The 25,834-nt window shown below is 66.0% G+C and carries 27 protein-coding genes; 18 read left to right on the top strand and 9 right to left on the bottom strand.

Features of this window, described 5'->3' with window-relative positions:
* Window positions 1-20 precede the first annotated feature (20 nt).
* The 3 genes from AC58D2_RS14780 to AC58D2_RS14770 all read left to right on the top strand — a co-directional run bounded on the left by AC58D2_RS14780 (window position 21) and on the right by AC58D2_RS14770 (window position 5,587).
* The gene (locus tag AC58D2_RS14780; RefSeq protein ID WP_497391647.1) at window positions 21-1,433 is read left to right on the top strand and encodes a M20/M25/M40 family metallo-hydrolase; all 1,413 of its coding nucleotides are present in this window, start codon (window positions 21-23) and stop codon (window positions 1,431-1,433) included.
* A 72-nt stretch (window positions 1,434-1,505) separates the two neighbouring features.
* Entirely contained in the window at window positions 1,506-3,818 is a 2,313-nt protein-coding gene (parC, locus tag AC58D2_RS14775) for a DNA topoisomerase IV subunit A (RefSeq protein WP_497391645.1), read from the top strand.
* 89 nt (window positions 3,819-3,907) lie between these two features.
* On the top strand, window positions 3,908-5,587 hold the full coding sequence (locus AC58D2_RS14770; protein ID WP_497391643.1) for a putative bifunctional diguanylate cyclase/phosphodiesterase: 1,680 nt from the start codon (window positions 3,908-3,910) through the stop codon (window positions 5,585-5,587).
* On the opposite strand, the gene AC58D2_RS14765 is transcribed toward AC58D2_RS14770, so the two are convergent.
* From AC58D2_RS14765 to AC58D2_RS14750, 4 genes are all read right to left on the bottom strand, one after another.
* Window positions 5,560-6,768, bottom strand: a complete 1,209-nt coding sequence (locus AC58D2_RS14765; protein ID WP_497391641.1) for a CCA tRNA nucleotidyltransferase — start codon at window positions 6,766-6,768, stop codon at window positions 5,560-5,562. The two genes, AC58D2_RS14770 and AC58D2_RS14765, sit on opposite strands and share 28 nt — an antisense overlap.
* Entirely contained in the window at window positions 6,756-7,346 is a 591-nt protein-coding gene (locus tag AC58D2_RS14760; RefSeq protein WP_497391639.1) for a CoA pyrophosphatase, read from the bottom strand. The genes AC58D2_RS14765 and AC58D2_RS14760 overlap by 13 nt, the downstream gene beginning before the upstream one ends.
* On the bottom strand, window positions 7,346-7,930 hold the full coding sequence (locus AC58D2_RS14755) for a DUF1285 domain-containing protein (protein WP_497391637.1): 585 nt from the start codon (window positions 7,928-7,930) through the stop codon (window positions 7,346-7,348). Before AC58D2_RS14755 ends, AC58D2_RS14760 begins: the two co-directional genes overlap by 1 nt.
* 570 nt (window positions 7,931-8,500) lie before the next feature.
* Window positions 8,501-9,004 carry a GNAT family N-acetyltransferase gene (locus tag AC58D2_RS14750; protein ID WP_497391635.1) on the bottom strand — a complete coding sequence of 168 codons (504 nt, stop codon included), beginning with the start codon at window positions 9,002-9,004 and terminating at the stop codon, window positions 8,501-8,503.
* Between the two features lie 90 nt (window positions 9,005-9,094).
* Here AC58D2_RS14750 and AC58D2_RS14745 point away from each other — a divergent pair, with 90 nt between their 5' ends.
* Both AC58D2_RS14745 and AC58D2_RS14740 read left to right on the top strand, forming a co-directional pair.
* Entirely contained in the window at window positions 9,095-9,466 is a 372-nt protein-coding gene (locus AC58D2_RS14745; RefSeq protein ID WP_497391633.1) for a dihydroneopterin aldolase, read from the top strand.
* A complete protein-coding gene (locus AC58D2_RS14740) occupies window positions 9,463-10,227 on the top strand; it encodes an SDR family oxidoreductase (RefSeq protein ID WP_497391631.1) in 765 nt (254 codons plus the stop codon). The genes AC58D2_RS14745 and AC58D2_RS14740 overlap by 4 nt, the downstream gene beginning before the upstream one ends.
* Before the next feature lie 202 nt (window positions 10,228-10,429).
* Here the strand turns inward: AC58D2_RS14740 and AC58D2_RS14735 are convergent, their stop codons facing one another.
* On the bottom strand, window positions 10,430-11,872 hold the full coding sequence (locus AC58D2_RS14735) for an NAD-dependent succinate-semialdehyde dehydrogenase (RefSeq protein WP_497391629.1): 1,443 nt from the start codon (window positions 11,870-11,872) through the stop codon (window positions 10,430-10,432).
* Between the two features lie 52 nt (window positions 11,873-11,924).
* Window positions 11,925-12,524, bottom strand: a complete 600-nt coding sequence (locus tag AC58D2_RS14730; RefSeq protein ID WP_497391627.1) for a TIGR02466 family protein — start codon at window positions 12,522-12,524, stop codon at window positions 11,925-11,927.
* A 47-nt stretch (window positions 12,525-12,571) separates the two neighbouring features.
* Here AC58D2_RS14730 and AC58D2_RS14725 point away from each other — a divergent pair, with 47 nt between their 5' ends.
* The 3 genes from AC58D2_RS14725 to AC58D2_RS14715 are packed head-to-tail and all read left to right on the top strand — an operon-like array spanning window position 12,572 to window position 14,900.
* Window positions 12,572-13,492 (top strand): SMP-30/gluconolactonase/LRE family protein, encoded by a 921-nt coding sequence (locus AC58D2_RS14725; RefSeq protein ID WP_497391625.1) that lies wholly within the window; start codon window positions 12,572-12,574, stop codon window positions 13,490-13,492.
* 2 nt (window positions 13,493-13,494) lie between these two features.
* Window positions 13,495-14,199, top strand: coding sequence for a VIT1/CCC1 transporter family protein (locus tag AC58D2_RS14720; protein ID WP_497391623.1), 705 nt, complete (start codon window positions 13,495-13,497; stop codon window positions 14,197-14,199).
* Between the two features lie 53 nt (window positions 14,200-14,252).
* Window positions 14,253-14,900 carry an HAD-IA family hydrolase gene (locus tag AC58D2_RS14715; protein ID WP_497391621.1) on the top strand — a complete coding sequence of 216 codons (648 nt, stop codon included), beginning with the start codon at window positions 14,253-14,255 and terminating at the stop codon, window positions 14,898-14,900.
* A 146-nt stretch (window positions 14,901-15,046) separates the two neighbouring features.
* Here the strand turns inward: AC58D2_RS14715 and AC58D2_RS14710 are convergent, their stop codons facing one another.
* Window positions 15,047-15,859, bottom strand: coding sequence for a universal stress protein (locus AC58D2_RS14710; protein ID WP_497391619.1), 813 nt, complete (start codon window positions 15,857-15,859; stop codon window positions 15,047-15,049).
* A gap of 57 nt (window positions 15,860-15,916) precedes the next feature.
* The gene (locus tag AC58D2_RS14705; protein ID WP_497391785.1) at window positions 15,917-16,825 is read right to left on the bottom strand and encodes a LysR family transcriptional regulator; all 909 of its coding nucleotides are present in this window, start codon (window positions 16,823-16,825) and stop codon (window positions 15,917-15,919) included.
* A gap of 87 nt (window positions 16,826-16,912) precedes the next feature.
* Between AC58D2_RS14705 and AC58D2_RS14700 the strand changes: the two genes are divergently transcribed.
* The 5 genes from AC58D2_RS14700 to AC58D2_RS14680 are packed head-to-tail and all read left to right on the top strand — an operon-like array spanning window position 16,913 to window position 21,157.
* Window positions 16,913-17,623, top strand: coding sequence for a CoA transferase subunit A (locus AC58D2_RS14700; RefSeq protein WP_497391617.1), 711 nt, complete (start codon window positions 16,913-16,915; stop codon window positions 17,621-17,623).
* Window position 17,624: 1 nt separating this feature from the next.
* Window positions 17,625-18,488, top strand: a complete 864-nt coding sequence (locus tag AC58D2_RS14695) for an HAD family acid phosphatase (protein ID WP_497391615.1) — start codon at window positions 17,625-17,627, stop codon at window positions 18,486-18,488.
* Window positions 18,488-19,144, top strand: coding sequence for a 3-oxoacid CoA-transferase subunit B (locus AC58D2_RS14690; RefSeq protein ID WP_497391613.1), 657 nt, complete (start codon window positions 18,488-18,490; stop codon window positions 19,142-19,144). The genes AC58D2_RS14695 and AC58D2_RS14690 overlap by 1 nt, the downstream gene beginning before the upstream one ends.
* Window positions 19,128-20,429 carry a serine hydrolase domain-containing protein gene (locus tag AC58D2_RS14685; RefSeq protein ID WP_497391611.1) on the top strand — a complete coding sequence of 434 codons (1,302 nt, stop codon included), beginning with the start codon at window positions 19,128-19,130 and terminating at the stop codon, window positions 20,427-20,429. The genes AC58D2_RS14690 and AC58D2_RS14685 overlap by 17 nt, the downstream gene beginning before the upstream one ends.
* A 47-nt stretch (window positions 20,430-20,476) precedes the next feature.
* Window positions 20,477-21,157 (top strand): glutathione S-transferase, encoded by a 681-nt coding sequence (locus AC58D2_RS14680; RefSeq protein ID WP_497391609.1) that lies wholly within the window; start codon window positions 20,477-20,479, stop codon window positions 21,155-21,157.
* On the opposite strand, the gene AC58D2_RS14675 is transcribed toward AC58D2_RS14680, so the two are convergent.
* On the bottom strand, window positions 21,154-21,672 hold the full coding sequence (locus tag AC58D2_RS14675) for a sterol desaturase family protein (RefSeq protein ID WP_497391607.1): 519 nt from the start codon (window positions 21,670-21,672) through the stop codon (window positions 21,154-21,156). The genes AC58D2_RS14680 and AC58D2_RS14675 overlap by 4 nt on opposite strands.
* A 209-nt stretch (window positions 21,673-21,881) precedes the next feature.
* Here AC58D2_RS14675 and leuC point away from each other — a divergent pair, with 209 nt between their 5' ends.
* From leuC to AC58D2_RS14650, 5 genes are all read left to right on the top strand, one after another.
* Window positions 21,882-23,312, top strand: a complete 1,431-nt coding sequence (gene leuC / locus AC58D2_RS14670; protein WP_497391605.1) for a 3-isopropylmalate dehydratase large subunit — start codon at window positions 21,882-21,884, stop codon at window positions 23,310-23,312.
* Entirely contained in the window at window positions 23,309-23,899 is a 591-nt protein-coding gene (gene leuD / locus AC58D2_RS14665; protein WP_497391603.1) for a 3-isopropylmalate dehydratase small subunit, read from the top strand. Before leuC ends, leuD begins: the two co-directional genes overlap by 4 nt.
* Window positions 23,900-23,920: 21 nt before the next feature.
* Window positions 23,921-24,916 (top strand): NADPH:quinone oxidoreductase family protein, encoded by a 996-nt coding sequence (locus AC58D2_RS14660; RefSeq protein ID WP_497391601.1) that lies wholly within the window; start codon window positions 23,921-23,923, stop codon window positions 24,914-24,916.
* 68 nt (window positions 24,917-24,984) lie between these two features.
* Window positions 24,985-25,194, top strand: coding sequence for a DUF167 domain-containing protein (locus tag AC58D2_RS14655; RefSeq protein WP_497391599.1), 210 nt, complete (start codon window positions 24,985-24,987; stop codon window positions 25,192-25,194).
* A gap of 85 nt (window positions 25,195-25,279) precedes the next feature.
* Window positions 25,280-25,573: a hypothetical protein gene (locus AC58D2_RS14650; protein WP_497391597.1), complete on the top strand. Its 294-nt coding sequence runs from the start codon at window positions 25,280-25,282 to the stop codon at window positions 25,571-25,573.
* Window positions 25,574-25,834 lie beyond the last annotated feature (261 nt).

Below are 25,834 nucleotides of genomic sequence, written 5' to 3'. Positions count from 1 at the left end.
TCCGAAACAGGGGGATTGCCATGAAACTGTCGGCCGCGTTGTTGTTGTCTCTGGGCGTCGTCGCTGCCCCCGCGAGCGCCCAGCAAGCCCCCTTGCGCGCCGACCGGATCGCCTTTCGCGATCTCTATCGCGACCTTGTCGAAACCGACACGACGCTCTCGTCGGGAAGCTGCACGCTCGCGGCCGAACGGATGGCGACGCGGTTGAAGGCGGCGGGTTTCGCCGACGGCCAGCTTACGCTTTTCGCCGCGCCCGACCATCCAAAGGAAGGCGGCCTGGTCGCCGTCTATCCGGGCACGTCGCGACGCGCAAAGCCGCTGCTGCTGATCGCGCATATCGATGTCGTCGAGGCCAAGCGCGAGGACTGGACGCGCGACCCGTTCAAGATGATCGAGGAAGGCGGCTATTTCTACGGTCGCGGGACCGCCGACGACAAGGCGCAGGCCGCGGTGTGGATCGACACGCTGATCCGGTTCAAGAAACAGGGGTACCGGCCCAAACGCACGGTCAAGGTCGCCTTGACGTGCGGCGAAGAAACCAACGGTGCCTTCAATGGTGCCGAATGGCTCGCCGCGAACAGGCGCGACCTGATCGACGCCGAATTTGCGCTCAACGAGGGCGGTGGCGGCGACAGCGACGGCAAGGGAAAGGTAATCGGGCAGACGGTGCAGGTCGGAGAGAAAACCTTCGCCAATTTCCGCCTCGAAACGCGCAACCCCGGCGGGCACAGTTCGGTTCCAGTGCCCGACAATGCCATCTATCAGCTCGCGCACGCCCTGGCGAAGATCGAAGCGTATGAATTTCCGCTCGAAATGACCGATACGACGCGCCGCTACTTTGCCGAGGCGGGCGCGGTACGCGGCGATGCGATCGGCAGCGCGATGGTCGCGCTCGCCCGTGACCCTGCCGACAAGGAAGCCGAAGCGGTCGCCAATACCGACCGCTTCCTTCATTCGAACCTGCGTACCACCTGCGTCGCGACCTTGCTCGACGGCGGCCACGCTGCAAACGCGCTGCCCCAGCGGGCGGGCGCGAATATCAACTGCCGCATCTTTCCCGGCCATCCGATCGAAGAGATCAAGGCCGAGCTCGAACGGATCATCGACGATCCGGGCGTTACCGTGACGCAACTGCCGCCAAAGCGCCCCGCGCCGCCCGCTCCGCCTCTCGACGCCAAAGTGATCGGGCCGATGCAGTCGCTCGTCGACAGATATTGGCCGGGGCTGAAGGTCATTCCGTCGATGGCGAACGGCTACACCGATGCCACCTTCCTGGGGGCGGTCGGAATTCCGACCTACGGCGTTCCCGGCATGTGGGGCGACCCCGACGGAAATGGCGCGCACGGCCTCAACGAACGGATGGAAGCGCGCTCGGTCTATGTCGGCCGCGACTATCTGTTCGATCTGGTCAAGGCCTATGCCGACAATCCATAGACCAGGAACGATTGCCGCTTTGCCCACAGTCCCTTTGCCATGTGACGCGCGCCTTGCTATCGGCCGCTGACAATGGCGACCAACGACGACGATTTCCCTTCTCCGGCGGCTTCCGATCCCAAGGGCGACAGCATAGACACTCGCTTCGACAGCGCCCTGTCGGAGCGTTATCTCGTCTACGCGCTGTCGACGATCACAGCCCGTTCGCTTCCCGACCTTCGCGACGGGTTGAAGCCCGTCCACCGCCGCCTGCTCTGGGCGATGCGCGCGATGCGGCTCGACCCGAGCCAAGGCTACAAGAAGTCGGCGCGCGTCGTCGGCGACGTGATCGGCAAGTTCCATCCGCACGGCGACACCGCGGTCTATGACGCGATGGTCCGCCTCGCGCAGGATTTCTCGCTGCGCTATCCGCTCGTCGACGGCCAGGGCAATTTCGGCAACATCGACGGCGATAACGCCGCAGCCTATCGTTACACCGAGGCCCGGCTGACGCGTGTCGCGATCGACCTGATGCAGGGCCTCGACGAGGGCACCGTCGATTTTCGTCCGACCTATAACGGCGAGGACGAAGAGCCCGAAATCATGCCCGGCCTCTTCCCGAATCTGCTCGCCAATGGCGCGAGCGGGATCGCGGTGGGCATGGCGACAAACATCCCGCCGCACAACGCGTCGGAAGTCATCGACGCGGCCCTGTTGCTGATCGAGAATCCCCGGGCTGAACTCGCGCAATTGCTCGAGCATGTTAAGGGACCGGATTTCCCGACCGGCGGCATTATCGTCGACAGCCCGGACGCGATAGCGCAGGCCTATGAGACCGGCCGCGGGGGTTTTCGCGTGCGCGGACGCTTTTCGACCGGAAAGCGCGAGGACGGCGGCTGGGAAGACAGCGGCGTCGAAAGGCTCGCCGGCGGCACCTGGCAGCTGGTAATCAGCGAGATCCCCTACGGCGTCGCCAAGAGCAAGCTGATCGAACAGATCGCCCAGCTCATCGCCGACAAGAAGCTGCCGATCCTCGACGACGTTCGCGACGAAAGCGCCGAAGATATCCGCATCGTGCTGGTCCCCAAGAGCCGGAACGTCGATCCCGATATCCTGAAGGAAAGCCTGTTCCGGCTGACCGAACTCGAAAGCCGCTTCGCGCTTAACCTCAACGTTCTCGACGCGACGCGAACGCCGAAGGTCATGGGACTGCACCAGCTGCTCACCGAATGGCTACAGCACCAGATCGTCGTCCTGGTCCGCCGCGCCGAGCACCGCATCGGCAAGATCGACGACCGGCTCGAACTCGTCGCAGGCTATCTGATCGCCTTCCTCAACCTCGACCGGATCATCGAGATCATCCGTACCGAGGATGAACCCAAGGCGGTGATGATCGCGGAGTTCGAATTGACCGACCGCCAGGCCGAGGCGATCCTGAACATGCGCCTCCGGTCGCTGCGCAAGCTCGAGGAAATGGAACTGAAGCGCGAACAGGCCGACCTCGCCGCCGAGCGCGAAGAGCTGGCCAGGCTCATCGAGAGCCCCGCGCGGCAGCGGACCCGATTGAAGCGCGACCTGGCCGCTCTGCGCGCCGTCTATGGTCCCGACACCGACCTGGGTGCGCGCCGCACGACGATCGCCGAAGCCGCTCCGACCCGGGACATTCCGCTCGACGCGATGATAGAAAAGGAGCCCGTAACGGTCATCCTGTCGAAGCGCGGCTGGATTCGTGCGCAGCGCGGGCATGTTGCCGAGGATCAGTGGGGCGACTTCAAGTTCAAGGAAGGCGACGACCTCGCCTTCGCCGCGCATGCGCAAACGACCGACAAGCTGCTCGTCGCGGCGAGCGACGGGCGCTTCTATACGGTCGGCGCCGACAAGCTGCCCGGCGGTCGGGGATTCGGGGAGCCGCTGCGGCTGATGGTCGATATCGATCCCGACGCCCGCATCGTCGCGATGATCCCGGCGCAGGCCGACGGGCGTCTGCTCCTGGCTTCGACAAGCGGGCACGGCTTCGTCGTCCAGATGGGCGAAGTAACGGCGGAGACGCGCAAGGGCCGCAACGTCGTGAACCTGAAACCCAAGGCGCGGCTGGCGGTCGTGCGGGTCGTCGGCCCAAAGGACGACAGCGTCGCCGCCGTCGGCGAAAACCGCAAGCTCGTCGTCTTCCCGCTTGCCGAGGTGCCGGTCATGGCGCGCGGGCAGGGTGTGATGCTGCAACGCTATCGCGACGGCGGCCTGTCCGATGCGACGACCTTCGCCTTCGCCGACGGATTGAGCTGGACGATGGGCGGCGACAGCGGACGCACGCGCACCGAGACCGACCTCGCCCCGTGGCGCGTCGCGCGCGGCGCGGCGGGCCGCATGCCGCCAACCGGTTTCCCGCGCAACAATCGTTTCAACTGATCCGATTTTCCTGTTGCCGTAAATAGCTTCTTTACCCCCGGTAACCTAGCCAAGGGCCAATGGGGAAAGGTCGCATAAAACCCGCTGTTATGCCTATCGATAGAACCGGCGAAGACCGGCCCTTGCTTTTCGTCGGCTGGATCGACGCCCTGCCGGTGCCAGCCGCGCTTATCCGGCCGCTTGCGCGCGGCAATTTCACCCTGCATGCGAGTAACGCCGCCTTCGACCGCCTCGGGTTGACCCCGACCGGGACCAAGGCGCCGCTCGAGCTGCGCCGGGCGATCGAGCGCGCGGCGCAATGCGGCGACGATCCGCAGGAATTTTCCTGCCGCCTGGGCGAAGGTCCGGCGGCGCGCGACCTGCGCGGTTCGATCGGCCCGCTATCGGGCGAATATGGCGATGAATCGCTCTTCCTGTTGACCTTGATCGACCGCACGCAGGAAATGATGACCGAGCGCAACCTGCGCCGCGAACTCGTGTCGGACAGCCTGACCGGGCTCCCCAACCGGGCCGGCTTCGAAGAATTGGTCGAGCATCGCACGCGCTCCGAAGAGCCGGCCGACCATGCGATCCTGCTGCTCGACCTCGCGCGCTTCAGCCGCATAAACGAACATATCGGCCCGCTCGCCGGCGACGAACTGATCATCACTGTCGCGCGGCGCCTGAAATCGAGCCTGCGCAGCGGCGACATATTGGCGCGCACCGGCGGCGACGAATTCGCCATCTCGTCGCGCGTCGCCGGCGGGCGTGCCGATGTCCGCGAAATGGCGCGCCGCATCCGCGGCTGCTTCGACCATCCGTTTCGGATCGGCGACCTGAAGGTCAGCGTCGATTGCGCGCTCGGCTGCGCGATCCAGCCGGCTGTCGACGGCGACGTCGCCGACCAGATCCGCCACGCGCAGATCGCGCTCAAACGCGCCAAGCAGACCGACCGCATCGAAATCTACGAACCCGAAGCCGCCATGCTGTCGGACAATCGCTTCGGCCTTGAAACCGCCTTGCGCAACGCGATCGAAGAGGACCGGCTGAGCCTCGCCTTTCAGCCCTTGATCGAGCTTGCGACCGGCAAGGTCGCCGGGTTCGAGGCGCTGGCGCGATGGGACAATGGCGAGGGCCGCTCGATCTCTCCGACCGAATTCATTCCGATCGCGGAGGATTCGGGACTTATCGTGCCGCTCGGCCAGTGGGTGATCGGCAAGGCGGCCCAGGTCATCGCCGATTGGGACCGCGCCAATGGCGACACGCCCGTCGACTGCTATTTCTCGGTCAACGTCTCGACGATCCAGCTCGTGCGCGACGACGTCGCCGCGGTGGTCCGTGACGCGCTCGAACGCAATCGGATCGGCGGCGAGCGGCTGATGATCGAACTGACCGAAAGCGCGATCATCGGCGATCCGCATCTTGCCCTGTCGGTGCTCAGCGAGCTCAAGGCGCTCGACACGCGGGTGGCGATGGACGACTTCGGGACCGGCTATTCGAACCTCGCCTATCTGCAACGCCTGCCGATCGACGTGCTCAAGATCGATCGCAGCTTCGTCGATCACATGGTCGAGGACCGCGACAAGGCGGCGATCGTCCGCACGATCCAGAGCCTGGCCGAAGTGCTAGGGATGAAAACGACGGCCGAAGGGGTCGAAACCGCCGACCAGGCGCGCCTGCTCTCGGCGCTCGGCTGCGATTTCGGGCAAGGATATCTTTTTGCGCACCCGATGGGCGCGGACCGGGCCTTCGACTATTGGCGTCAGTCGCTCGATCGCCCCATTTTCTGATCGAGCAGGTCGCGGACCCGCGCGGCATCGGGAAAATCCTCGGCAACCCAGGCGGCCTCGACGGCGCGCAGCAACCTCGCGACATCCGGACCCGCGGCCACCCCGCGCGCGACGATATCGCCGCCCTTCAGCGGCAGCCGGGGAATGGCCCAGCCGTCGAGCTCGCGCACCTGTTCCGGATACTCGCCGCCCAGCAGATGGATGTCGCGCGCCGCATCGCCGCCGACTACATAGGCGAGCTGGCGAATTGGCCGTTCGACGTCCTCGCGATGCGCGGCCAGTACCCCCAGATATTTGCGCTGACGCGTCGAAAGGCGCAGCCGGCTGGCCACCTGCTCGGCGATGGCCGCGTCGGCGGGAAGGAGCGCCGCCATGCGCCGGAGCGGGGCGGGCGCCGCCTCCGTCCGCGCCTCGGATGCCACCAGCCGGTCAAGGCGCGCCGCAAATCCGGGATCGAATTCGGGAACGATCTCGGCGAAGATGCCGTCCGCCGCCATCTGGCCGACGATCGCGCGCGGATCGGGGAGCGACAATATCTTGAGCAGTTCGTCGGCCACCCGCTCGCGCGACAGGCTGCGCAGCGAAGAGCGCGCCGCAACCGCGGCGGCATGGCTCGCCGTATCGAGCCCCGCCGTGCCGAAGCGCGCCGCGAACCGATAGAAACGCAGGATACGCAGATGGTCCTCGGCGATTCGCGTCGCGGCATCGCCAATGAAGCGCACCCGGCCGGCCTGGAGGTCCGCTAGGCCGTCGAACCAGTCGTCGACGTCGCCGCTCGCCGGCTCGGCATAGAGCGCGTTGATCGTAAAGTCGCGCCGCGCCGCGTCCTCGCGCCATTCGTTCGAAAAGGCGATCGTCGCGCGCCGCCCATCGGTCGCGACGTCGCGGCGCAGCGTCGTGATTTCGTGCGCGTCGCCGCTGGCGATCGCGGTCACCGTCCCGTGCGCGATACCGGTCGGAATGACCTTGATATCCGCGGCCTCCAGCCGCCGGGTCACTTCGTCGGGTCGCAGCGGGGTCGCGAGATCGACGTCGGTCACGGGCAAGCCAAGCAGCGTGTCGCGCACTGCGCCGCCGACCACCTTGACCGCCCCGCCGTCCGCTTCGAGGGCCCGAACGATGCGTCGCAGGCCCGGACGCGTGCGCCACGCGGAATCGGGCAGCCGCGTCACCGGTGCCATCCCGCCGGCATGCGCCGCGCCAGATTGATGATGATGCCCGCCGTCACGCCCCAGATCCGTCGCCCTTGCCAGTGCAGGTCGTAATAATGTCGCGCCTGCCCCTGCCAATAGGCCTCTTGCCGCGCGTAATTGTCGGGGTCGAACAGGATGTCGAGCGGAACTTCGAACCATTCCTCGACTTCGTCGGGATTGGGATCGAGCGGCAGGTCGGGCGGGATCACGCCGAGCACGGGGGTGATGTGATAGCCGCTGCCCGAGCGATAGGGGGCGGTGGTCCCGGCGATATCGACGTCGCGGCGGTCGAGCCCGATCTCCTCTTCGGCCTCGCGCAGCGCGGCATCGACGACGTCGCGATCGCCCGGATCGACCTTGCCGCCTGGAAAGGCGACCTGCCCGGCGTGCGCACGCAGCCATTGCGGGCGCTGGGTCAGGATGACCCCCGGATCCGGGCGGTCGGTGAAGGCGATCAGGACCGCGGCGTCGCGCAGCGTCGGCTTGCCCGCGACAAGATAGGTTTCGTCTTCGCCAGCATCGGGAAGCAGATTGTCCAGCGCGCCGCGCAGCCTGGCCGAAAGCATCAGCCGTCCACCAGCGGAAAGCGTGCGCCGTTCGACCAGACCGCGGGCGGCGTTTCGCCATCGGCGAGCGCCATCTCGACCAGCTCGTAATAGAGCGCGCGGTCGATGCGCGCCTCGAGCCCGTTGCCGATCGTGCCCCGGACATGCAGCCGCGGATCGGGGCGGTCGGGATCGGCCCCGAACGTCAGGGGATGCTCGGGACCCGCGACGACGAGATCGTCGGTGTCGAGCCGGAAGGCGAGCGTGCGGGCCGGGCCTTCGCCCTCGCTCTTCATCTCGACCGCGCGGAAAGGCGTATCCTCGACGACGATGCCCAGCTTTTCCGCGGGGGTGACGAGCACATGACGACCGTCGCTCTCGCGGCGCAGGATGGTCGAGAAGAGCCGCACCATTGCGGGGCGGTCGATGCGTCCGCCCTCGTGATACCAGCTGCCGTCGGCGCGGATTTCCATCGCGCTGTCGCCTTCGCGCTCGGGATGCCAGCTCTCGACGGGCGGCAATTTGTGCGCCTTGAGACGCTCGATCGTATCGGCGAGCGAAAGCTGCGAAAATGCCTTCGGAAGCGAGGGGAGGGAACCGGCCATCACACCGACATAGGAAGGTGGGCGATCAAGTAAAGAGAGCCGGCGCAAGCGACGCGAAGCCTCCCCGCGAACATCCTTGGAAAACTGCGCGACATCCCTCGCGATTCGGGGTCTCGGCGCCTTGCGTCCCGAAAAATGCGGGACAGGCATTTTTGCGACAGCCCGGCGGCGCACGGGCTGCCGACAACGAACGGGACGATCGCTGTCGATGTGATCGGACTGACCGCATGCGACTGAATGCGGCCCTTCCTCTTCTCGTCACCCCGGACTTGATCCGGGGTCCATGACTTCGGCGCTGCTATGGATCCCGGATCAAGTCCGGGATGACGAATAGGGGACAGTCCGCTCCCCACCCCAAAGCCGATTTCGCAAAAAAACGCTGTCCTACATTGTTCGGCTGTGCCAGCGTCCGTCCCGGCTCTTTCGACAGGTGGATAAAAGCGATCACGGTTTGCGCATGCGAACGCGAGCCAGCGGCGGCCGCACAAGGCTGACCTTTACTGAACTTTGGAACGACGGCGCGGAACCGGTCCGCCACAACCGAGGACGGCAATGGCAACAGGCGCGTCGTCAGCGCGGCCCGATCGTCCCCGCCCTTGCGGGCAGGATGTGCCCATTTACGGCCCGCGCAAGCAAGCGGCGCCTCTCGAACGGCCCCGGCAAATCCCAGGCCGCCGTTGCTTCGGCGGAAAAGCCAAAGAAGCGGCCGTAATATTCGGGATCGCCGATCATCATCAATGCGCCGTCGGCCGCCGTTTCCGCGGCCTCCAGCATATGCGCCATCAGCGCGCGCCCGTGCCCGCCGCGCTGGAGGTCGGGGCGCACCGCGACCGGTCCGACCATCACCAGCGGCGTCGCGGTGCCGCCCGGCGCGCGGTGCATCACCGGCCAGCACTGGATCGTGCCCGCGAGTGCGCCGTCTTCGCGCAGCGCAAGGCTGAGCGCCGGAATTTCGGTCATGCCTGCACGGATGCGATAGGCGGTCCGCCCGAAGCGGTCGGCGCCAAATGCCGCGTCGAGCAAATCCTCGACCGCCTGCGGCTCGATATCCGACAAGGGAAGTAACTCGACCAACGCGCACCCTTTCGCTAATGCGGCGGCGCTTTAGGGTTAGGGCGCCCTATTTGAAAGCCGGATAATGGCGCCCGTGTGCAGGATTTTCTTGTGACCGATCAATTGTGGCTCGAGGTGGACGGGCTGACCGTCCAGGTGCTGACCGGCATCTATTCCGAAGAAACCCATCTGCCGCAGCCGCTGCGCATATCGGTGCGGGCGCGGCTGAAGATGGCGGCGCATTACGAGCCGACGACGCCGCTCAGCGCGTCGAAAAACTATATGAACCTGAAATTCGCGGCGACCGAGGGCATCCCCAAGGACGTTCATTTCGTGCTGATCGAAAGCGTCGCCGACCATATCATCGACACGTTGTTCCTGCAGGACGAAAAGGTCGAGGAAGTCGAGGTGAAGATCGTCAAGCTCGCGATCGCCGAGGAGGGCGAACAGATCGGCATCACGATGCGGCGAGCGCGAAAATGACGCAAAGACTGGCGCTCGTCACCGGCGGCCTGCACCGCGTCGGCGCCGCGATCGCCGCCCGGCTCGCGCGCGAAGGCTATGCGCTGGCGCTGCACAAGCACAGCGTCGCCGATCCCGATGCGGTGCTCGTCGACGCCCTCGCCGAGACGGGCGCCGAGAACCGCCACTTCACCGCCGACCTGTCGGTCGCGGCCGAAGTCGATGCGCTGGTGCCGCACGTGATCGCAGCCTTCGGCCGCGCGCCCGACCTGCTCGTCAACAATGCGGCGCTGTTCGCCGAAGGGGACTGGCAGGACCTGAGCCAGCCCGACCTCGCGGCGATGATGCAGCTCAACCATCATGCGCCGGTGATGCTGGCAAAGGCGCTCGTCGCGCACGCCGGCGAGGGCCAGCGGCCCGCGATCGTCAACATCGTCGATCAGCGCGTCGCGCATCCGGTGCCCGACCAGATCGCCTACAGCCTGTCGAAATCGGCGCTGTGGCAGGCGACCGCGACGCTGGCGGTCGCCTTTGGCGGCGCCGCGCGGGTCAATGCGGTCGCGCCGGGGCTCACCATCGCGACCGAGGATTACAGCCAGGCCCAGATCGACCGGATTGCCGCGCGCATGCCGCTCGGCGCGCTGCCGGCCCCGGCGGAGATAGCCGATGCGGTAGCCTGGCTCGCGCGCGCCGAGGCGGTGACGGGGCAGACGATCTTCGTCGACGGCGGCGCGCACCTGACGCCAATGGGGCGCGATTTCGTCTGGTTGGAGCGCGATTGATCGGCGACATCGGGTGATGGCCGGCAACGACTGAAGTTGGCCGTAGGTCATTGGGTATGCCCACTTTGTCATTCCCGCGAAAGCGGGAACCCAGGGCGGAGTTGCGCAACCCTGGATCCCCGCTTTCGCGGGGATGACAAAAGTTGGCAATGGCCGCTTCCCACCCCGAAGCGGCCGTTCGTCGCACCCCCCAACTCGGCTATCAATAAATATGCACCGCCTTGGTGACGAGATAGCTGTCCAGCCCTTCCGGCCCGCTCTCGCTGCCGAATCCCGATTCCTTGATCCCGCCGAACGGCGTGTCGGGGGTCGAGATGACGAAGCTGTTCACCCCGACCATGCCGCTCTCGATCCCGTCGACGATGCGATTGATGCGGCGGCCGTTCTCGGTGAAGGCGAAGGCGGCGAGGCCATAGGGCAGGCGGTTCGCCTGCTCGAGCGCCTCCTCTTCGCTTCCGAACGGCCGCATCAGCGCCATCGGCCCGAACGGCTCATTGACCATCGCATCGGCGTCGAGCGGCACGTCGGCGAGCGCGGTCGGCTGAAAGAAATAGCCCTCGCCCGTCGCTTCGCCGCCAGCAACGACGCGCGCGCCCTTCGCCTTCGCATCGGCGATCATCGCCTCGAGCGCAGGGGCGCGGCGCTTGTTCGCGAGCGGGCCCATCTGGGTGTCGGCGTCGAGCCCGCTGCCGATCTTCACCTTGGCCGTGCGTTCGGCGAAGCCTTTGACGAAGGCGTCGTAAATGCCCTCCTGCACATAGAAGCGCGTCGGCGAGATGCACACCTGCCCCGCATTGCGGAATTTCTGCATGACGACACGGTCGAGCGTCGCTTCGAGATCGCAATCGTCGAAGACCAGCACCGGAGCGTGGCCGCCGAGTTCCATCGTGATCCGCTTTACGCCGTCGGCGGCCAGCCGCATCAAATGCTTGCCGACCGCGGTCGAGCCGGTGAAGCTGACCTTGCGGATGATCGGGCTCGCCAGCAAATGCCGACTGATCATATCGGGTACGCCATAGACGAGCTGCGCAACGCCGGTCGGAATCCCCGCCTCGTCGAGGCAGCGCATGATCGCGCTGGTGCAGCCCGGCGTCTCCTCGGGCGCCTTGGCGATGACGACGCAGCCCGCGGCGAGCGCGGGGGCGATCTTCTTGACCATCAGATTGACCGGGAAGTTCCACGGGCTGAAACCCGCCGCCGGGCCGACCGGCTGTTTGAGCACCATCGTCCGCTGCCCCGCCGGGCGCTGGAGCACGCGGCCTTCGATGCGCTTGCCCTCTTCGGCGAAATAGGCGAGCAGCCCCGCCGCCGAGGCAACCTCGCCGCGCGCTTCGGCGATCGGCTTGCCCTGTTCGAGCGTCAGCAGCGTGGCGATCGGCTCGATCCGTTCGCGGATGATCCCTGCCGCCTTGTGCATCAGCGCCGCGCGCTCGTCGGGGGTCTTGGCGCGCCACAGCGGCCATGCCTTGTCGGCGGCGGCCAGCGCCTCGTCGAGATCGGCCGCGCTCGCCACCGGCAGCTCGGCGATCGGCGCGCCCGTCGCGGGATTATAGACCGGCGCGACATCGCGTCCCTCGCCGCTCCGCCATGCGCCCGCGATGAAAAGTTGCAGGTCGGCGTTATAGTCGGCGGTGGTCGCGGTCATGGGGGGCTCCTATTTGGTATCGAAGGAAACTATCGCGTCCATGTAGGACGCCTCAGCTGTAATTGAAGCTGATGCTGATCCGCTCGCTCTTCGCGGCACTCACCATCACCTCGTGTCGCAGCCAGCTTTCCCACAGGAAGACGCGCCCCGGCGCCGGCTCGGCATAGAGGAAGGGATGCAGATGCTCGGGTGCGTCCTCGGTCCGCCCCGGCGCCGCCATCAGCATCGGCAGGCGAGGATCTTCGAGCTTAAGCGCACCCGATCCCTTGGGTACGGTGACATAGAAGGTGCCCGACACGACGCTGTGCGGATGGATATGCCCGCTGTGCGCGCCGCCGGGTTTCAGGACATTGACCCACAGGCTGTCGAGCCGCAACGGCTTCGCGAGGTCGAAATGGCACGCTTTTGCGAACGCCCTCACCTCCTTGTCGAGCAACCGCTTCAGATCGGCGAACGCAGGGTCGCGCTGCGGCAGGTCGTCGAGGCTCGCATAGCTCGTATAACCCTTGTAACCGTGCGCGCGGCTCCATCCGCGCCCCGCGCCATCCTCTTCGGCAAGCAGGCAACAGCTCTGTTCGAGGTCCTCCAGCAAATCGGGCGAGCCAATGTCGGACTCGTAAAAATGGGTGGCGAAGAGCGTGCGAACGGGCATGATGCGCGGCAAAGCACAGCAGCAAGACGAGAGCAAGGGAGACAAGGATGGCCGAATTCGAGTTGATCGCCGACGGACTGCGCTTCCCCGAGGCGCCGGTCGTCATGGACGACGGCAGCGTCATCGTGGTCGAGATCGCCGAAGGGCGCATCACGCGCTGCTGGCCTGGTGGGAAGAAACAGGTGATCGCGACCCCCGGCGGCGGTCCCAACGGCCTGGCGATCGGCCCCGACGGCAAGCTTTATTGCTGCAACAACGGCGGCTTCGAATATGTCGAATCGGGCGGCTATCTGGCGCCGCACGGGATCGCGAACGACTATTCGGGCGGCCGGATCGAGCGCATCGACATCGAAACCGGCGCGGTCGAGACCCTCTACAAGTCGGGCGATCACGGCGTGACCCTGCGCGGCCCCAACGACATCATGTTCGACGCGCACGGCGGCTTCTGGTTCACCGATCATGGCAAGGTCGATTATGCAAAGCGCTGCCACGACATCGTCGGCATCTTCTATGCAAAGGCCGACGGCAGCTTCATAGAGGAAGTGATTTTCCCGTCGAACAACCCGAACGGCGTCGGCCTGTCGCCCGACGGCAAATCGCTCTACGCCGCCGAGACCTACACCTGCCGCCTGATGAAGTTCAACATCGTCGCGCCCGGCAAGGTCGACGACGCGGCGGGGCCGGGCGGCCCGGGCATCCCGCTCTATCGTCCGGCGGGTTATAAATTCTTCGACAGCCTGGCGATGGAGGCGAACGGCAACATCTGCGTCGCGACGATCGGCGAATGCGGGATCAGCGTGGTCTCGCCCGAGGGCGAGCTGGTCGAATTCGTTGCGACCGACGATATCTTCACCACCAACATCGCCTTCGGCGGCGCCGACATGCGCGATGCCTATCTGACCCTGTCGGGCAGCGGGCGACTGGTGAAGACACGCTGGGCGCGGCCCGGCCTCGCGCTGCGATACTGACCATGCAGGCGAACCCCGCGCACCGCGAATCGCACGTGGTCGACCGGGTCGGCTGGCTGCGCGCCGCGATCCTGGGCGCCAACGACGGAATCGTGTCGACGGCCAGCCTGATCGCGGGGGTCGCGGCCGCGGGCACGGCGCCGCACGCGATCCTGCTGACCGGCGTGGCCGGGCTCGTCGCAGGCGCGATGTCGATGGCGGCGGGCGAATATGTCTCGGTCAGTTCCCAGCGCGACGCCGAACGCGCCGATATCGCGATGGAAAAATACGAGCTCGCGACCGATCCCGACTATGAGCTCGAAGAATTGACGCAAATCTATCAGGCGCGCGGCCTCGATCGCCGGCTTGCGATCGAAGTCGCCGAACAGCTCACCGCGCATAATGCGCTCGACAGCCACTTGCGCGACGAACTGGGGCTGACCCACGCGATGCGCGCGCGCCCGATCCAGGCGGCTGCGGCCTCTGCCGCGAGCTTTTCGGTCGGCGCCGCCTTGCCGCTTGCGGCCGTGCTCGTCGTTTCCGGATCATCCTTGCCCTGGGTCGTCTCGGGTGCGTCCCTCGCCTTCCTCGCCGCTTTGGGCGCGCTCGGCGCGTGGGCGGGCAACGCTCCGATCGGACGAGCCGTCGTACGCGTCAGCTTTTGGGGGGCGATGGCGATGGGCGCGACGATCGCGATCGGGTCGCTCTTCGATGCGGCGGTCGGCTGACCTCGAGCTTATTCGCTTGATCGAGGGCGCACGGGCGGGGCATGGGAACCTCCATGACCTATTCGACCGTCATCTTCGACTTCGGCGGCGTCATCACCGCCTCGCCCTTCGAGGCGTTCAATCGCCTGGAAGAGGAACGCGGACTGCCGCGCGATTTCGTGCGCCGGGTCAACGCCGCCGACCCCGACGACAATGCCTGGGCGAAGTTCGAACGCGCGGAGATCGACGCCGCAACCTTCGACCGTGCCTTTGCCGAAGAGGCGCGCGCGCTGGGACATGAGCTCGAGGGCGAAGCGGTGCTGGCCGTGCTCGCGGGCGCGGTGCGCCCTGCGATGGTCGCGGCGCTCGACACGCTGAAGGCCGGCGATGTCACGATCGGCTGCATCACCAACAACGTCCCGTCGGGCAAAGGGGCGGGCATGGCGCGCAGCGAAGGCGCCGCGGCGGAAATCGCCGCGATCATGGCGCGCTTCGATCATGTCATCGAATCGAGCAAGGTCGGCGTTCGCAAGCCCGACCCGCGCATCTATCAGATGATGTGCGAAGTGCTGGACGTCGACGCGTCTGATTGCGTCTATCTCGACGACCTTGGCATAAACTGCAAGCCGGCGGCGATGCTCGGTATGCACACCATCAAGGTCACAAGCGGCGAACAGGCGCTTGCCGACCTGTCGGCGGTGCTGGGATTGACGCTGCCTTAGACAGGCGCATCCTCGTCGATGAAAAAGCGGCGTATCCCCGCAAAGGCAGGGATCCATCTCCGACCAGTGCAAGACAGGGCCGTCGGCCGATGGACTCCCGCCTTCGCGGGAGCACACGGGCTTGCTGGGTTAAGGATGGCCGCGCCTCAATGCGCCAGCAGCAACGGCACGCGGCTGCTCGTCAACAGATATTGCGTCACTCCGCCGAAGATCGTCTCGCGCAGCCGGCTGCGACCGAACGCGCCCATCACGATCAGGCCGGCGCCCATACCGAGCGCTTCCTTTTCAAGCCGTTCCTCGACCGTATCGCCGCCGCGCTCGACCGTCTTGAGCTCGGCATGGATATCGTGGCGCGACAGATAGCGCAGCGCGTCGGTCGCGGGAAAGCCGCCATCGTCGGCCCCGACGGTGACGAGCGTTACCGCGCGACCCGCCATCAAAGGGATCGCCGCGCGCAAGGCGTGCGCGGCTTCGGCGCTGCCGTTCCATGCCACCATGACCGGCGCATCCAGGTCGAGCGCCTTGACCGCGCGCGGCAGGGCCAGAACCGGGGTCGCGGCGCTGAGCGCCAGATCGCCGGCGAGCAGGGGCGGCGGGCCGCCTCGCGCTTCGCCATGCGCCGGCGGCAGGCTGACCACCGCCAGATCGGCGAAGGTCGCGGCGGCGGCGAGCGCGCCCGCAATATCGCCATCGGCCTGTGTGACGTCCCACGGCACATCCTCGCCCGCCAGCCGCTCGGACACTTTGCTTTCGAGCGCCAGATCGTCGGCCTGTGCCGCCGCGAGCGCCTCTGCCGCGAAATAGGTGCCCCCGAACGGATCGAAGCTGACAAACTGTTGCAGCGGCGTCGCGATCAGCAGCGTCGCATGCCCCTCGAAACGTCGTGCGAGATCGAGCGACGCCTGCAACCGTCCCTCGAACGCGGCGTCATTGTCGGCGTGAACCAGTATCGAGCGCATGATCAATCTCCTTCGCCATCCCATTCGTATATCGAATGCACGAAGGGGCGGTGCGGTTCATTGATCGGCATCAACATGGGGTTCGTCGATACGCAGCGCCGCGGCCTGATCGAATATCCGCGTCAGCACCGGTTCGGTATCCGCGACGCGCATCGCGACGTGAAACGCGACGGGATCGAGCGGCGGCATGCCGGTCAGGTCGACGAGCGAGCCGGCGGCGATTTCCGCGCGCACCATCGGTTCCGGGAAGATGCCGACCCCTCCGCCGGCCCGCGCAATGTCGATCATCATCCGGGCATTGTTGCACAGATTGAGCGACTTGGGGGCGATACGCGAAGCGTCGATCGCATCGCGCATTCGGCCATGGATCGGCGAAGGACTCGCAAGCGACCATACTGGCAACGCAACCTCTCCCCCGTCGCCAAAATCCGCAGCGACCGCAGGGCTTGCGAGCCACAGCAGCGCGACCCGTCCGATCGGGCTGGTTTTCAGCGACGGGTGCGCGACCGGTCCGGCGGCAAAGGCCAGGTCCGTTCGCCCGGTCAGGAGTTGCTGGATCAGGTTAGCGGTCAGGTCGATCTCTATTTCCAGCCCGACGTTCGGCATTTCGGCCTTCAAGGCCGCGATGAAAGGTGGCAGGCAGCTTGCCGCGGCGATCTCGCCGGCGCCGATCCGCACGACGCCGCTCGCTTCGCCAAAGCCCCCGCTGCCGAGCAAAGCCTGTTCCATCTCGCGCAGGAGCGGCGCGCAGTCGCGCACCAGCTTGCGCCCAGCGGGGGTCAGCGCCATCCCCCTTCCGTCGCGGCGGAACAGGGTCGAACCGAGCCGCTGTTCAAGCTCGCGCATCCGCGCCGATACGGCCGGCTGCGTCGTGTTCAGCCGTTCGGCAGCGGCCGAGAAGGTTCCGAGCCGATCGATCCAGAGCAATGTTTCGAGATGATAAAGGGAAATTCGATTGATCGACATCATTTATGAATAATCTAAAATCACTATGATTAGAATTGATGATTTGGATGCGCCACAGTCGCGCCCGCCAGCAAAGGAGCCCGATTCATGGCGAACAAGCAATATTCCGACGCAGCCGCCGCCCTCGACGGGCTTTTGTTCGACGGCATGCACATCTGCGCCGGCGGTTTCGGCCTTTGCGGCATTCCGGAGCGGTTGATCGATGCGATCCGCGACGCCGGGACGAAGGAGCTGACAATTGCGAGCAACAACGCCGGGATCGACGGCGAGGGCCTCGGCAAGCTGCTCCGTACGCGCCAGGTGAAGAAGATGATCAGCTCTTACGTCGGAGAGAACAAGGAGTTCGAACGCCAATATCTTGCCGGTGAGCTTGAGGTTGAATTCTGTCCGCAAGGCACGCTTGCCGAACGCTGCCGCGCCGGCGGGGCAGGCATCCCTGGTTTTTATACCAAGACCGGCGTTGGTACCGCGATCGCCGAGGGCAAGGAGGTCAAGACCTTCGACGGGCAGGATTATATCCTCGAGCGCGGCATCTTTGCCGACCTTGCGATCATCAAGGGGTGGAAAGCCGACGAAGCCGGAAACCTCGTCTTTCGCAAGACCGCGCGCAACTTCAACCTGCCGATGGCGACCGCAGCGAAGATCTGCGTCGCCGAGGTCGAGGAAATCGTGCCGACCGGCAGCCTCGATCCCGACTGCATCCACCTGCCCGGCATCTATGTGAAGCGCATGATCGTCGGCGCGCCATACGACAAGAAAATCGAATTCCGCACCGTCCGCCCGCGCGAGGCCGCCTGACATGCGCGCGATAGCCTTGTCGCTGGGGCTGCTGCTCACGGGATGCGCGTCCACCGCACCCGCGCCGGTCGCACCGCCGCCCCCGCCGGCCGAAGCCGCAAAACCGACAACGGCGCTGCAATATCTTTATGGCTCGGCCGAAGCCGCCGTGGCAATGCGGACGACCAACGCGCGCATTGCCGACTATGCGGCCCGGCGGATCAAGGAGCGGCCACGGGACAGCGTCGTCCTGGCGCTCGGCGCGACGCTCGACGCTCCGCGATTCGAGCCGTGCGGCGACAAGCCCTTCGCGGCGGTGTTCGACGCGGACGAAACGCTGATCTGGAATCTGGGCGCGACGCGCTACATGGCCGAACGCGGTATCGGCTTCGATCCGAAAATCTGGGATAGCTGGGAACAGACCGGCGCTGGCGCTGCGAAGGCGATGCCCGGGACGATCGCGATGGTGAACGCGCTGCGCGCTGCCGGCATCACCGTGATCGCGAACACCAACCGCCGCGCAGCCAACGCCGCGGGCACCGAAGCGACGCTGCGCGCCGCGGGGCTCGGCGAATTCAAGCATGGCGAAACCTTGTTCCTTGCCGGCGACGATGCCGACGGATCGAGCAAGGATGGCCGCCGCGCCACGATCGCCGCGCGCTGGTGCGTGATCGCCATGGCCGGCGATCAGCTTGGCGATTTCAGCCAGCAGTTCAACGACAAGGCCTTGCCGCCCGCCGCTCGCATCGCCCTCGCGACCGGCCCCGCCGCGACCGCGCTGTGGGACAAGGGCTGGTTCCTCTTTCCCAATCCCGTCTACGGTCCGTGGGACCGCCTGGGCTGGGACGATCTTTTCCCCTCCGACACGAAATGGGAGCCGAAATAATGGCCGACGACACCAAAGGCTGGAGCCGCGACGACATGGCGGCTCGCGCCGCAAGGGAGCTGCAGGACGGTTTTTACGTCAATCTTGGCATCGGCATTCCGACGCTGGTCGCCAACCACATTCCCGACGGGATGGACGTGACGCTGCAGAGCGAAAACGGCATGCTCGGCATCGGCCCCTTCCCGCTCGAAGGCGACGAGGACCCCGACCTGATCAACGCCGGCAAGCAGACGATCAGCGAACTGCCCCAATCGGTTTTCTTTTCGTCGGCCGACAGCTTCGCGATGATTCGCGGCGGGCACATCGACCTGACGGTGCTCGGCGCGATGGAAGTCAGCGAGGGTGGCGACATCGCCAACTGGATGATCCCCGGCAAGATGATCAAGGGCATGGGCGGCGCGATGGACCTCGTCGCCGGGGTCAAGAAGATCATCGTCGTGATGGAGCATGTGTCGAAGAACGGCGATCCGAAATTCATCCCCGCCTGTACCCTGCCGCTGACGGGCAAGAATGTCGTCGACATGATCATCACCGACCTTGCGGTATTCAAGCGCGCCGATCACGACAGCCCGTTCCGCCTGATCGAACTCGCTCCGGGGGTGACGACCGACGAAGTCGCGGCTAAGACGACCGCTGAATATGAGGTCGCCATCTAATCACACATTCGCGCGGCGGGTTCTGCTTGGACTCGTCGCCGTCGTCGCGCTGGGATTCGCCGGCTGGTTCGGTTTGGGTGCATCCGGCGAAAGCCAGCCGCTGGCGAGCGTTCCCATCCCGCTGCGGGCGACCGAAAACCTGCCCGATACGCCTGGAGAATGGCACGGCCGAATCGACTATCGCATGCTCGACCGGCAATTGACGGCGCTGTCGCAGCGCTCCGAAATGGCAGGCCTGGCAGTGGCCGTGGTCGAAGACGGCGACCTGCGTTTCGTCCGGACCTATGGCGTTGCGGATCGCGCGAGCGGGGCGCCGGTCACGCCGCACACGCTGTTTCGTTGGGCCTCTGCATCCAAGACGGCTACGGGGGCGCTTGCGGCCGCCCTGGCCAACGATGGCGCCTTGAATCTCGACCGCCCGATCGCCGACTGGCACACCTCGCTTCGCTTGCCAGGCGGTGCCGAAACGCGGGTCACCGTCGGGCAGTTGCTGGCGCAGCGCACGGGGCTGACCAAAAACGCCTATGACGAAAAGCTGGAGGCGGGCCAAAGCCCGGCCCTCCTGCGCGCCAGCCTTGCTTCGGCGCCGCTGCAATGCGAGCCGGGCACCTGTCACACCTATCAGAATATCGCCTTCGATACCGCCAGCGAGATCCTGTCGCAGGTCGCAAAGAAGCCCTTTGCCAACGCCGTCGAAGACAGGCTCTTCCGACCGCTCGGCATGATAAGCGCGCACTATGGAAAACAGGGCCTGACCGGCGCACGCGACTGGGCGCGGCCGCACGCCCTGTGGGATTCGCATCCGTTAAAGGAGGCCTATTGGCGCGTTCCGGCCGCCGCTGGCGTCGAAAGCGACATCGTCGACTTCGCCACATGGATGCAGGCGATGATGGGAAAACGCCCCGATGTATTGCCCGAACGCGCCTTGCAGATCGCCCATCGTCCGCGCGTCAAGACCGCGCGCGTCTATGGCGGCGCGCTACGCCAGGCCAACAAGGACGCCGGCTATGGCCTTGGCTGGCGCAGCTTTACCTATGACGGTCATCGTCTGGAGGGCCACTCGGGCGGCGTGTCGGGCTATCGCTCGACGATGATCTTCGATCCGGCGACGCGGACCGGCGTGGTGGCGCTGTGGAACAGCGACTGGGGACGGCCGTTCCGTATCCCGTTCGCGGTGATCGACAGTTACTACAAGCGCAAGGATTCGCCCTGGCTCGATCTGGGCGACCTACCTCCAGCCCACGGCAACCAGACGATTGCCGCGGCACCCGAACGGATCGGATAAGCCCCCATGCGCCGCCCCGTCTGTCGCCGCCAACCGGACATCGAGCCATGTACGAACTGATCACCGCCAACCGCAATTACTCAAGCTGGTCGCTGCGCCCGTGGGTGCTGATGAAGGGGCTCGGCATCGCATTCGCCGATCGCATCGAGCCCTTCACCAAGCCGGTAAATTATGACGATTTCCGCAGCTTTTCGCCGACCGGACAGGTCCCGGCGCTGTTGCACGACGGCCGCACAATCCATGATTCGCTCGGCATCGCGCTCTATCTCGCCGACCGGCACGAGGGTGTCTGGCCGGCGGGTCCCGACGCGCGCGCCTGGGCGCAATGCGCGGTGTGCGAAATGCACAGCGGCTTTGCAGCGCTCCGCAACGATTGCACGATGAATGTCGGCGTGCGCGTGACGCCCAAGCCGATGTCGGCCGCCCTTGCGGCCAATGTTGCGCGCATTCGTGAACTCTTCGAGCAAGGATCGTCGCGCTTCGGCGGGCCGTGGCTTGCCGGGGCGGATTTTGGCGCCGCCGACGCCTTCTTCGCGCCCGTCGCGTTTCGCATTCGCACCTATGGCCTCGACGTCGGTGCCGGACAGGTGTGGGTCGACCATATGCTCGCCCACCCTGCGATGAAAGAATGGGAACGCCAGGCGCTTGCCGAGGACTGGCGCGAGGAAAGCCACGAGGCCGAGCTCGCCGCAGCGGGGGTGATTACCGCGGATTACCGGATCGCCTAATCCGCGAGCGCCTCGCGCACTACCGCGATACCCGCTTCGCGCTGCGCCTTCAGCTCGGACTTGAGCTTTGCAGGGTCGCGCGCGAACACAAAGCCGAAGCTTACCCCGCCCTCCTTGCCGATCGTCGCATGGTGGAGCTTGTGTGCCTGCACCAGCCGCTTCGCATAGCCGCGCCGCGGCACCCATTTGAAGTAGCGTTGGTGGACCAGTCCGTCGTGGACGAGCGTGTAGATGATGCCGTAGAAAAGGATACCGAGCCCGATCCACGTTCCCGGTTCCCACGCACCGGGTCCCATGATCATCGGGCTGCCCGCCGCAAACATCGAAATGCTCATCGCCGCGCCGACGAGGCCGAACAGGTCATTCTTCTCCAGCATCTTGTCGTGCGGTTCGTGATGATCGCGGTGCCACGCCCATCCGAAACCGTGCATGATATATTTGTGACTCGCCCATGCGACGCCCTCCATCGCGAAGACGGTGGCGATCACGAGCATGACAATGGCGAGCGCGGACATGGAATCGTCATACGCCGGTTGCGAACCGGTGACCAGTTCTCCTCCCTCCTATGCCGGACTTGATCCGGCGTCCATTGTCGCGGCCGATGGCTGGATCCCGGATCAAGTCCGGTATGACGACCGCCGGATGTTCGCATCGCCACGACCGAAAATTGCGTTTTGGATCGCCACTCGCTTGCAAAGTTGTCGCATCGGCTTAAGTGAGCGGCATGACCCGACCCCGCACCCTCTATGAAAAAATCTGGGACGCGCACGTCGTCGAACGGCGCCCCGACGGTACCTGCCTGATTTTCATCGACCGCCACCTCGTCCATGAAGTCACCAGTCCGCAGGCCTTTGCCGGACTTCGCGCCGCCGGGCGCACGGTGCGCCGCCCCGACCTGACGCTGGCAGTGCCCGATCACAATCTGCCGACGACGGCGCGCAAGGATACGGCGGGCAACAGGCTGCCGATCGCCGACCCCGAAAGCGCGGCACAGCTCGCCGCGCTCGAAAAGAACGCCCCCGATTTCGGTATCCGCTACATCGACGCGACCGCGCCCGAGCAGGGGATCGTCCACGTCGTCGGTCCCGAACTCGGCTTTTCGCTGCCCGGCACGACGATCGTGTGCGGCGACAGCCACACCGCGTGCCACGGCGGCATCGGCGCGCTCGCCTTCGGCATCGGGACGAGCGAGGTCGAGCATGTGCTCGCGACCCAGACGTTGCTCCTCCAGCCCGCAAAGACGATGGAAGTGCGCGTCGAGGGGAAGGTTGGCCCCGGGGTCAGCGCGAAGGACATCATTCTCCACATCACCGGCACGATCGGCGCCGCGGGCGGCACCGGCCATGTGATCGAATATACCGGCAGCGCGATCCGCGCGCTGTCGATCGAGGGCCGGTTGACGATCAGCAATATGGCGATCGAGGGCGGTGCGCGCGCCGGCCTGATCGCGCCCGACGAGGTGACCTTCGACTATCTGAAGGGCCGTCCTTATGCACCGAAGGGTGCCGACTGGGATGCGGCGGTGGATTATTGGAAGAGCCTCGCCACCGATCCGGGCGCGACCTATGACAAGGTCGTCGTGATCGACGCCGCCGACATCGCGCCGAGCGTGACGTGGGGCACCAGTCCCGAGGATGTCGTGCCGATCACGGGCGTCGTTCCCGACCCGGCGAGCTTCGCCGACCCGTCGAAGCAGACCGCCGCCGCCAAGAGCCTCGCCTATATGGGGCTTGAGCCCGGCACGCGCATGCAGGATGTCGCAATCGAGAATATCTTCATCGGCAGCTGCACCAACAGCCGCATCGAGGACATGCGCGCCGCCGCCGCGGTCATCAAGGGCCGCAAGAAGGCGCCGGGTGTCAAATGGGCGATCGTCGTTCCCGGATCGGGGCTGGTCAAAGCCCAGGCCGAAGCCGAGGGGCTCGACCGCATCTTCATCGAGGCCGGGATCGAATGGCGCGAACCCGGCTGCTCTGCATGCCTCGCAATGAACCCCGACAAGGTGCCGGCGGGCGAACGCTGCGCCTCAACGAGCAACCGCAATTTCGTTGGTCGCCAGGGACCCGGCAGCCGCACCCACCTCGTCAGCCCCGCAATGGCGGCCGCGGCGGCGGTGACGGGCAGGCTGACCGACGTGCGGGAGTTGATGGGATGACCCCGCTGGAAAAAGTCGAAGGTCGCGCGATCCCGCTGGGCCTGAAGAATGTCGACACCGACGTCATCATTCCCGCGCACTGGCTGAAAACCGTCAGCCGCGAAGGGATGGGCAGAGGGGCGTTCGAGAGCCTGCGCGCCGATCCGGACAACCTGTTCGACCGACCCGAGAACAAGGGGGCACCAATCCTGATCGCGGGCGACAATTTCGGCTGCGGGTCGAGCCGCGAGCATGCCGCCTGGGCGCTCGGCGACCTCGGCATCCGTGTCGTGATCGCGCCGAGCTATTCGGATATATTTTCCGGAAATGCGGTCAAGAACGGCATATTGCCGGTCGTCCTGCCGCAGGCGGCCGTCGATCGGCTGATGGAGGTGGCGGAGACCGACCCCATCCATGTCGATCTGGACAGCCAGACGGTAACGACCCGGTTCCAGGACCGCTTCGCTTTCGAGATCGACCCGTTCCGCAAGATGTGCCTGCTCGAGGGGCTTGACGAGATTTCGATCACCGAAAAGAGCGACGCCGCGATCGGCAATTATGAGACGAAACTGGCGCAGGACCGGCCCTGGCTGCAACCTTCGCTATGACAACCCTGTGAGGAGAAGATGATGAAGGCTCTCTTGTCGACCGCCACCGGCGGCCCCGAAACGCTGACGCTTGGCGAATTGCCGCGCCCCACGGCGGGCAAAGGGCAGATCGTGATCGACGTGAAGGCCTGCGCGGTCAACTTCCCCGACGTGCTGATCATCGAGGATAAATATCAGTTCCGCCCCGAACGCCCCTTCGCCCCCGGCGGCGAGGTGGCGGGGCTGGTTGCGGAAGTTGGCGAAGGTGTCACGCAGTTCAAGGTCGGCGACCGTGTGATCGCGGGGTGCGGCAACGGCGGAATGTCCGAAGCGGTCGCGGTTTCGGTGCACAATGTCTATCACCTGCCCGAGGGGCACGACTTCGCCGAAGGTGCCGCCTTGCTGATGACCTATGGCACCAGCATCCACGCGCTCGTCGATCGTGGCCACATCGAGGAGGGCGACACGCTGCTCGTACTCGGCGCGTCGGGCGGTGTCGGCATCGCCGCGGTCGAGCTGGGCAAGGCGTTCGGTGCGCGCGTGGTCGCGGGCGTGTCGAGCGAAGCCAAGGCGGAGATCGCCCGCCAGGCCGGCGCCGACGAGGTCGTCGTCTATGGCTATCAGCCGTTCGACAAGGACGCGTCGAAGGCGCTCGCGGGCCGGTTCAAGGAAGCCGTCGGGCCTGAGGGCGCGAACGTCATCTACGACGCGGTCGGCGGTGATTATGCCGAGCCCGCGCTGCGCTCGATCGCGTGGGAGGGTCGCTATCTGGTCGTCGGCTTCCCCGCGGGCATCCCGCGCCTGCCGCTCAACCTGACCCTGCTCAAGAGCTGCGACGTCGCGGGCGTCTTCTGGGGCGCCTTCGTCGCGCGCGAGCCGGCACGCAACCGCGCCAATATCGCGCGGCTGTTCCAGCTGTGGGAACAGGGCAAGATCAGGCCGCGCGTCACCGAGAGCTTCGCGCTCGCCGACGGCGGCAAGGCGATCGCCAAGCTGGGAGACCGCAGCGCGGTCGGCAAGCTGGTAGTCACGATCTGAAATATCGCCCCGACCCCGCGCTGACCGACGCGCTGCGCGCACGCGCCGCCGCGACCGGGCGGATCGAGGTGCGCGTGACGCCCGGCGCGGCGCGCGACGAGGTACGGATCGTCGGCGACGTCGTGCACCTGCGCGTCACGGCGCCGCCCGCCGACGGCGCGGCGAATGCAGTGGTGCGCGAGCTGCTCGCCGCGGCACTCGGCCGCCCGCCCCGCGACCTTGTGCTGCTGCGCGGCGGCAAGGCGCGCACCAAGCTGTTCGGACTCGCCAACGGCTGATCGCAGGATCAGCGCGCGGTTAACCCTTTGTCAGCCCCTCGCCCCTATGGCGAAATGCAGGAAAGAGGGACCGCAGGACAGAGACATGGCGACTCGCCGTTCGACCAATGATGGGCAAGCCATGAGCCTGGCGAACATTTCGCGCACCCGCCGCGCGCAGCTTGTCGCGGAATTCGAGGCCGAACTCGGCATCGACCACAAGGAGCGTGCCCGCCGCGCCTATGCGGAAAAACGCTGGCGGATCATCAAGACGATCATCGTATGGACGATCGCGGTCATGTTCTTTGCGATCGCGTGCCACAAGCTGTGGATCATGGGCCTCGACGTCGACAAGCCCTTTTCGGACCTGAATCCGGTCAAGAGCCTGTTCGGGGAATAGGCTGACCGGAGACGAGCGCCTGCCCGCCCCCCTGCGATTGTCCGTTTGGCGGCGGACTGTTGCCATTGCGGTCTTCGGCCGTCGCGGGCCGGGTCCGCGCTGTCGTTCCAAAGTTCATTAAAGTTCAGCCTCGTGCAGCCGCCAATGGGCGGCGCTGGCCGACGAACCTCTTTTTCCGTCCGTGTCGAAGCACGAACGGACTCCTCAGGATGGGTCATTCCCTTCCGGCCGGGCGTACCGGTCGCGCGATGCCCGCTGTCC

This window comes from Sphingopyxis sp. CR5 (assembly GCF_059693785.1).
The sequence above is the reverse complement of the archived record's forward strand: the minus strand, read 5'-3'. Positions and strand labels throughout refer to the sequence as shown.